Here is a 6,928-nt window from a genome sequence, read left to right on the forward strand (position 1 = left end):
CTTACCGGCAAAGTGTGTGAAAAATTAATTCGTATCGCAAATTAAACGGGTATTTTTTGTGATAATTATCACCAAATATCGTATTCCCCCCTCCCTTTCACTGGCTAACATCGAAAACTTATTTTATCATTCAAAAAATCAACACGGATTGACCCCGGTCGGCGCAGTTGCTGCAATACTCTCCTCAGAGTGCTGGCGCCAATCCGCCAGAATCTACTTTAACTATAGAGGTGAAGAATGAGACTGATCCCCCTGGTAACCGCTGAGCAGGTCGGTAAATGGGCTGCCCGCCACATCGTTAACCGTATTAATGCATTCAAACCGACCGCGGACCGCCCGTTCGTGCTGGGTCTGCCTACCGGTGGCACTCCGCTGACCGCCTACAAAGCGCTGGTTGAAATGCATAAAGCAGGCCAGGTTAGCTTCAAACACGTCGTCACCTTTAATATGGATGAATATGTCGGCCTGCCAAAAGAGCATCCGGAAAGCTATCATAGCTTCATGCACCGTAATTTCTTTGACCACGTTGATATTCCGGCAGAAAATATCAACCTGCTGAATGGTAACGCGCCGGACATCGATGCGGAATGCCGTCGCTATGAAGAAAAAATTCGTTCCTACGGTAAAATCCACCTGTTCATGGGCGGCGTAGGCAACGATGGTCACATCGCGTTCAACGAACCGGCCTCTTCTCTGGCGTCCCGCACCCGTATTAAGACCCTGACCCATGACACCCGTGTGGCGAACTCCCGCTTCTTCGATGGTGATGTGGATCTGGTGCCGAAATACGCGTTGACCGTGGGCGTAGGCACCCTGCTGGATGCAGAAGAAGTGATGATTCTGGTGCTGGGTCATCAGAAAGCGCTGGCGCTGCAGGCGGCGGTAGAAGGTAACGTCAACCATATGTGGACCATTACCTGCCTGCAGCTGCATCCGAAGGCGGTGATTGTCTGCGACGAGCCGTCCACCATGGAGCTGAAAGTGAAAACCCTGAAATATTTCAACGAATTAGAAGCTGAAAATATTAAAGGTCTGTAATGTAGTCGTGTCCCGCCACTTGCGCGGGACCCTCTTTTTCTTTGTATGCATCATCATGCCGGCGGCAAATGAACGATCGCTGACCTGATGGGGCGTATATACCGGGGGTCGTAATGTATGCATTAACCCAGGGCCGGGTTTATACCGGTCATGAAATTCTCGATGACCATGCGGTTGTTATCGCCGATGGCCTAATCGAACGTCTCTGTCCGCTGGCGGATTTGCCGTCTGACATGGAGCAGCGCTCGGTCAACGGCGCAATAATTGCCCCCGGTTTTATCGACGTTCAGCTCAATGGCTGCGGCGGCGTGCAGTTTAACGACAGCCCAGAAGCGGTCACCGTTGAAACGCTGGAGATCATGCAGAAGGCGAACGAACGTTCAGGCTGCACCAGCTTCCTGCCGACGCTGATTACCTCCAGTGACGATCTGATGAAGCAAGGTATCCGCGTCATGCGCGAATACCTGCAAAAACACCCGAATCAGGCGCTGGGTCTGCATCTTGAAGGACCGTGGCTGAATATCGTCAAGAAAGGCACCCACAACCCGGACTACGTGCGTAAACCGGACGCCGCGCTGGTCGATTTCCTCTGCGATAACGCCGATGTGATCACCAAGGTGACCCTCGCCCCTGAGCGCGTTGAGCCGGAAGTGATCCGCAAGCTGGTTGCCGCCGGGATCGTCGTCTCCGCCGGCCACTCCAACGCCACGCTGAAAGAGGCGAAAGTCGGCTTCCGCGCCGGCATTACCTTCGCCACTCACCTGTATAACGCGATGCCGTACATTACCGGACGCGAACCGGGTCTGGCCGGGGCGATTTTTGACGAGCCGGATGTCTACTGCGGTATTATTGTCGACGGGATGCATGTCGATTATGCCAACGTACGTAACGCCAAGCGCCTGAAAGGCGACAAACTGTGCCTGGTCACCGACGCCACCGCGCCGGCGGGGGCGAATATTGACCAGTTCATTTTTGCCGGGAAAACAATATACTACCGCAATGGACTGTGCGTAGATGAAAACGGCACGCTCAGCGGCTCCTCCCTGACCATGATTGAAGGGGTGCGTAATCTGGTGGAGCATTGCGGCGTGGCACTGGACGAAGTATTGCGGATGGCGACGCTCTATCCCGCGCGCGCTATCGGTGTGGACAAGCAGCTCGGCAGCATTGCGCCGGGCATGGTCGCTAACCTGACCGCCTTTACACGCGATTATAAAATCACCAAGACCATCGTTAATGGTAACGAGGTCGTCACTGAGTAAGTAAAAGTATGACAGCAGGCGGACAAGCTCAAATTGGTAACGTTGACCTCGTAAAACAACTGAACAGCGCGGCCGTGTACCGCCTGATTGACCAGCATGGGCCTATCTCGCGCATTCAGATAGCCGAACAAAGCCAGCTTGCCCCTGCCAGCGTGACCAAAATCACGCGTCAGCTTATTGAGCGCGGCCTGATCAAAGAAGTCGATCAGCAGGCCTCCACCGGAGGCCGCCGCGCTATCTCTATCATCGCTGAAACCCGCAACTTCAACGCCATCGGCGTGCGGCTTGGCCGCTATGACGCCACTCTGACCCTGTATGATTTAAGCAGCAAGACCCTGGAAGAGGAACATTTTCCCCTGCCCGAGCGCACCCAGGAAACGCTGGAACACGCCCTGCTGAATATCATCGCCACCTTTATCGAAAACTGTCAGCGCAAAATTCGCGAGCTGATCGCCATCTCGGTGATCCTGCCAGGCCTCGTCGACCCGGAAAGCGGCGTGATCCGCTATATGCCGCATATTGCGGTGGAAAACTGGGGCCTGGTCGGGGCGCTGGAAAAACGCTTCAACGTCACCTGCTATGTCGGGCACGACATCCGCAGCCTGGCGCTGGCCGAGCACTATTTCGGTGCAAGTCAGGACTGCGAAGACTCCATCCTGGTGCGCGTGCACCGCGGTACCGGCGCGGGCATCATCTCTAACGGGCGCATTTTTATTGGCCGGAACGGCAACGTCGGCGAAATTGGCCACATTCAGGTCGATCCGCTGGGCGAGCGCTGCCACTGCGGCAACTTCGGCTGTCTGGAGACCGTCGCGGCCAATGCCGCCATCGAACAGCGGGTTCGCCACCTGCTTGAGCAGGGCTACCAGAGCCGTCTGACGTCGGATGACTGCACGATCAAAACTATCTGCAAAGCGGCCAACAAGGGCGATGCCCTGGCCTGCGAGGTGATTGAGTACGTGGGGCGTCACCTCGGGAAAACGATCGCCATCGCGATTAACCTGTTCAACCCACAAAAAATCGTTGTCGCCGGCGAAATAGTGGAAGCTGAAAAGGTCCTTCTTCCGGCCATCGAAGGCTGCATTAACGCCCAGGCGCTCAAAGCGTTTCGCAAGAACCTGCCGGTGGTGCGTTCTACCCTCGACCATCGCTCAGCGATTGGCGCCTTCGCGCTGGTCAAACGCGCTATGCTCAATGGCACGCTGCTGCAGCGCTTGCTTGAGAGCTAATCGCCTCTTTATTGATAGCGCGAAACGATCCGCATCACCCTGTCGCTGGTGGGTATGGTCCACCAGCGATGTGAAACCTCATCGATGACGAGTATAGTTTCGTCTTTGTTAATGATTCTGGACCCACCATGACCATTCAAAACATAATTTGTGATATTGACGGCGTGCTGATGCACGATAACGTCGCCGTTCCCGGCGCTGCCGAGTTTATCAAACGCATCCTCGATAAAGGCATGCCGCTGGTAATGCTGACCAACTACCCGTCGCAAACCGGCCAGGATTTGGCTAACCGTTTCGCCACCGCGGGCATCGACGTGCCGGATACCGCGTTTTACACCTCGGCGATGGCCACCGCCGATTTCCTGCGCCGCCAGGAAGGCAAGAAAGCCTATGTGGTGGGTGAAGGGGCGCTGATCCACGAACTGTACAAAGCCGGCTTTACCATCACCGATGTGAACCCGGATTTTGTCATCGTCGGGGAAACCCGTTCATTCAACTGGGAGATGATGCATAAGGCCGCCTTCTTCGTTGCCAACGGCGCCCGCTTCATTGCCACCAACCCGGATACTCACGGTCGCGGCTTCTACCCGGCCTGTGGCGCGCTGTGCGCCGGGATCGAGAAGATCTCCGGCCGTAAGCCGTTTTACGTCGGTAAACCCAGCCCGTGGATCATCCGTTCAGCGCTGAACAAAATGCAGGCTCACTCCGAGCAGACAGTGATCGTCGGCGATAACCTGCGCACTGACATTCTGGCCGGCTTCCAGGCGGGGCTGGAGACTATTCTGGTGCTCTCCGGCGTCTCCACCCTCGATGACATCGACAGCATGCCGTTTCGCCCGTCGTGGATTTACCCTTCCGTCGCGGAAATCGATATTTTCTGATGCCAACCACGTCGCAGGACGTGGTTTTTCATTTATAGCGCCTGCCAAAAGTCATCCATCTAATAAAAATGGCCTATAAATGCGTATTCTTCAATAAAGTCGCTCAAAAGATACTCTTTTTTTACTGTTCAACAATCACAGTTGCGTTTTTTCTTTTTCAGGCCGCAAACCCCTTGCGCCAGCGCCCCCTTTACGGCATTTTCTTAAGCACGCACTCAGGCTTCGCCACGAGACGAAGCCAGCACAACATCAAACACGACAGGGTAATGGAGAAGGCTATGTGTTCTATTTTTGGCGTACTGGATATTAAAACTGACGCAGGCGAGCTGCGTAAAAAGGCGCTGGAGCTTTCCCGCCTGATGCGCCATCGCGGTCCGGACTGGTCTGGCGTGTATGCCAGCGACAAAGCGATTCTGGCGCACGAGCGCCTGTCTATTGTCGACGTCAACGCCGGTGCCCAGCCGCTGTACAACGCCGAAAAAACCCATGCGCTGGCCGTTAACGGCGAGATCTACAACCATCAGGCGCTGCGCGCGGAGTATGGCGATCGCTATCAGTTCCAGACCGGCTCTGACTGCGAAGTGATCCTCGCGCTGTATCAGGAAAAAGGCCCTGAGTTCCTCGACGACCTGCAGGGGATGTTCGCCTTCGCCCTGTACGACAGCGAGAAAGACGCGTACTTAATTGGTCGCGACCATATCGGTATTATTCCGCTGTATATGGGCCATGACGAACACGGCAACTTCTATGTCGCCTCCGAAATGAAAGCGCTGGTGCCGGTATGCCGCACCATTAAAGAGTTCCCGGCGGGCAGCTACCTGTGGAGCAAAGACGGCGAAATTCGCCAGTACTATCAGCGTGACTGGTTCGATTACGACGCGGTGAAAGACAACGTTACCGATAAGAACGAGCTGCGCCAGGCGCTGGAAGAGTCGGTGAAAAGCCACCTGATGTCCGACGTGCCTTACGGCGTGCTGCTCTCCGGCGGTCTTGATTCATCGGTCATCTCGGCTATCACCAAGAAATTCGCCGCCCGTCGCGTCGAAGATCAGGAGCGTAGCGAAGCCTGGTGGCCGCAGTTGCACTCTTTCGCGGTCGGTCTGGAAGGCTCTCCTGACCTGAAAGCGGCGCAGGAAGTGGCCAACCACCTCGGCACCGTACACCACGAAATTCACTTTACGGTCCAGGAAGGGCTGGATGCGATCCGCGACGTTATCTATCACATCGAAACGTATGACGTGACCACCATTCGCGCCTCGACGCCGATGTACCTGATGTCGCGTAAAATTAAAGCCATGGGCATCAAAATGGTGCTTTCCGGCGAAGGTTCGGACGAAGTGTTCGGCGGCTACCTCTATTTCCATAAGGCGCCGAATGCCAAAGAACTGCACGAAGAGACGGTGCGCAAGCTGCAGGCGCTGCATATGTTTGACTGCGCCCGCGCCAACAAAGCGATGTCCGCCTGGGGCGTGGAAGCCCGCGTGCCGTTCCTCGACAAGAAGTTCCTCGACGTGGCGATGCGCATCAACCCGCAGGATAAGATGTGCGGCAACGGCAAAATGGAAAAACACGTGCTGCGTGAATGCTTTGAATCCTACCTGCCGGCCAGCGTTGCCTGGCGGCAGAAAGAGCAGTTCTCTGACGGCGTCGGCTACAGCTGGATCGATACGCTGAAAGAAGTGGCCGCGAAGCAGATCAGCGATCAGCAGCTGGAAACGGCGAGCTTCCGTTTCCCGTACAACACGCCGACCTCCAAAGAAGGCTATCTGTACCGCGAGATCTTCGAAGAGCTGTTCCCGCTGCCGAGCGCGGCGGAGTGTGTCCCTGGCGGTCCGTCGGTGGCCTGCTCTTCAGCGAAAGCCATTGAGTGGGATGAAGCGTTCAAGACCATGAACGATCCATCAGGCCGTGCGGTGGGCGTCCACCAGTCTGCCTACAAATAAGCCCTGACGGGCGGTGAAACGCGAAACGGACCCTCCGGGGTCCGTTTTCTTTTTGCAGGATTTATGCCGCTGAAAAACGATAAATAACCAATAATTGCCGAATATTGCAGCGAGCTGTTCGCAACCTAACCAAACAGTCACATTACAACGATTTTCCTTGAAAAAGAGGTTGACGCTCGCAGGCCCAATACGCATAATGCGCCCCGCAACGCCGATAAGGTTACGCGAAAAAAAGATGGCTACGTAGCTCAGCTGGTTAGAGCACATCACTCATAATGATGGGGTCACAGGTTCGAATCCCGTCGTAGCCACCATCTTTTTTGCGGGAGTGGCGAAATTGGTAGACGCACCAGATTTAGGTTCTGGCGCCGCAAGGTGTGCGAGTTCAAGTCTCGCCTCCCGCACCATTCACCAGTTAGCGTTGTACGGATGGGGTATCGCCAAGCGGTAAGGCACCGGTTTTTGATACCGGCATTCCCTGGTTCGAATCCAGGTACCCCAGCCATATTTCTTCGATATTTGCGGTTCACCGCGACGGTATTGGGGTATCGCCAAGCGGTAAGGCACCGGTTTTT

5 protein-coding genes and 3 tRNA genes are annotated in these 6,928 nt (G+C 55.4%); all 8 read left to right on the top strand.

Going from position 1 to position 6,928, the window contains the following annotated elements; all coding sequences use genetic code 11:
- Positions 1-237: 237 nt before the first annotated feature.
- The 8 genes from nagB to HMPREF3142_RS21405 all read left to right on the top strand — a co-directional run bounded on the left by nagB (position 238) and on the right by HMPREF3142_RS21405 (position 6,858).
- Complete coding sequence (gene nagB / locus HMPREF3142_RS21370; protein WP_012542446.1) at positions 238-1,038, top strand: glucosamine-6-phosphate deaminase; 801 nt, start codon at positions 238-240, stop codon at positions 1,036-1,038.
- A gap of 113 nt (positions 1,039-1,151) precedes the next feature.
- Entirely contained in the window at positions 1,152-2,300 is a 1,149-nt protein-coding gene (nagA, locus tag HMPREF3142_RS21375; RefSeq protein ID WP_012542447.1) for an N-acetylglucosamine-6-phosphate deacetylase, read from the top strand.
- Positions 2,301-2,308: 8 nt separating this feature from the next.
- Entirely contained in the window at positions 2,309-3,529 is a 1,221-nt protein-coding gene (gene nagC / locus HMPREF3142_RS21380; RefSeq protein ID WP_070612538.1) for a DNA-binding transcriptional regulator NagC, read from the top strand.
- Between the two features lie 128 nt (positions 3,530-3,657).
- Positions 3,658-4,410 (top strand): HAD-IIA family hydrolase, encoded by a 753-nt coding sequence (locus HMPREF3142_RS21385; protein WP_022065694.1) that lies wholly within the window; start codon positions 3,658-3,660, stop codon positions 4,408-4,410.
- A gap of 278 nt (positions 4,411-4,688) precedes the next feature.
- Complete coding sequence (asnB, locus tag HMPREF3142_RS21390; protein WP_008805652.1) at positions 4,689-6,353, top strand: asparagine synthase B; 1,665 nt, start codon at positions 4,689-4,691, stop codon at positions 6,351-6,353.
- A 237-nt stretch (positions 6,354-6,590) separates the two neighbouring features.
- Positions 6,591-6,667, top strand: a tRNA-Met gene (locus HMPREF3142_RS21395).
- Between the two features lie 8 nt (positions 6,668-6,675).
- A tRNA-Leu gene (locus tag HMPREF3142_RS21400) sits at positions 6,676-6,760 on the top strand.
- Positions 6,761-6,783: 23 nt separating this feature from the next.
- A tRNA-Gln gene (locus HMPREF3142_RS21405) sits at positions 6,784-6,858 on the top strand.
- Positions 6,859-6,928 lie beyond the last annotated feature (70 nt).

Origin of the sequence: Klebsiella sp. HMSC16C06, from assembly GCF_001808325.1 — a bacterium.
Classification (GTDB): Bacteria; Pseudomonadota; Gammaproteobacteria; order Enterobacterales; family Enterobacteriaceae; genus Klebsiella; species Klebsiella variicola.

Excerpts from the sequence above, each read along its gene's own strand:
- nagB (WP_012542446.1), top strand. The coding sequence starts at position 238 with ATGAGACTGATCCCCCTGGTAACCGCTGAGCAGGTCGGTAAATGGGCT.
- nagA (WP_012542447.1), top strand. The coding sequence starts at position 1,152 with ATGTATGCATTAACCCAGGGCCGGGTTTATACCGGTCATGAAATTCTC.
- nagC (WP_070612538.1), top strand. The coding sequence starts at position 2,309 with ATGACAGCAGGCGGACAAGCTCAAATTGGTAACGTTGACCTCGTAAAA.
- HMPREF3142_RS21385 (WP_022065694.1), top strand. The coding sequence starts at position 3,658 with ATGACCATTCAAAACATAATTTGTGATATTGACGGCGTGCTGATGCAC.
- asnB (WP_008805652.1), top strand. The coding sequence starts at position 4,689 with ATGTGTTCTATTTTTGGCGTACTGGATATTAAAACTGACGCAGGCGAG.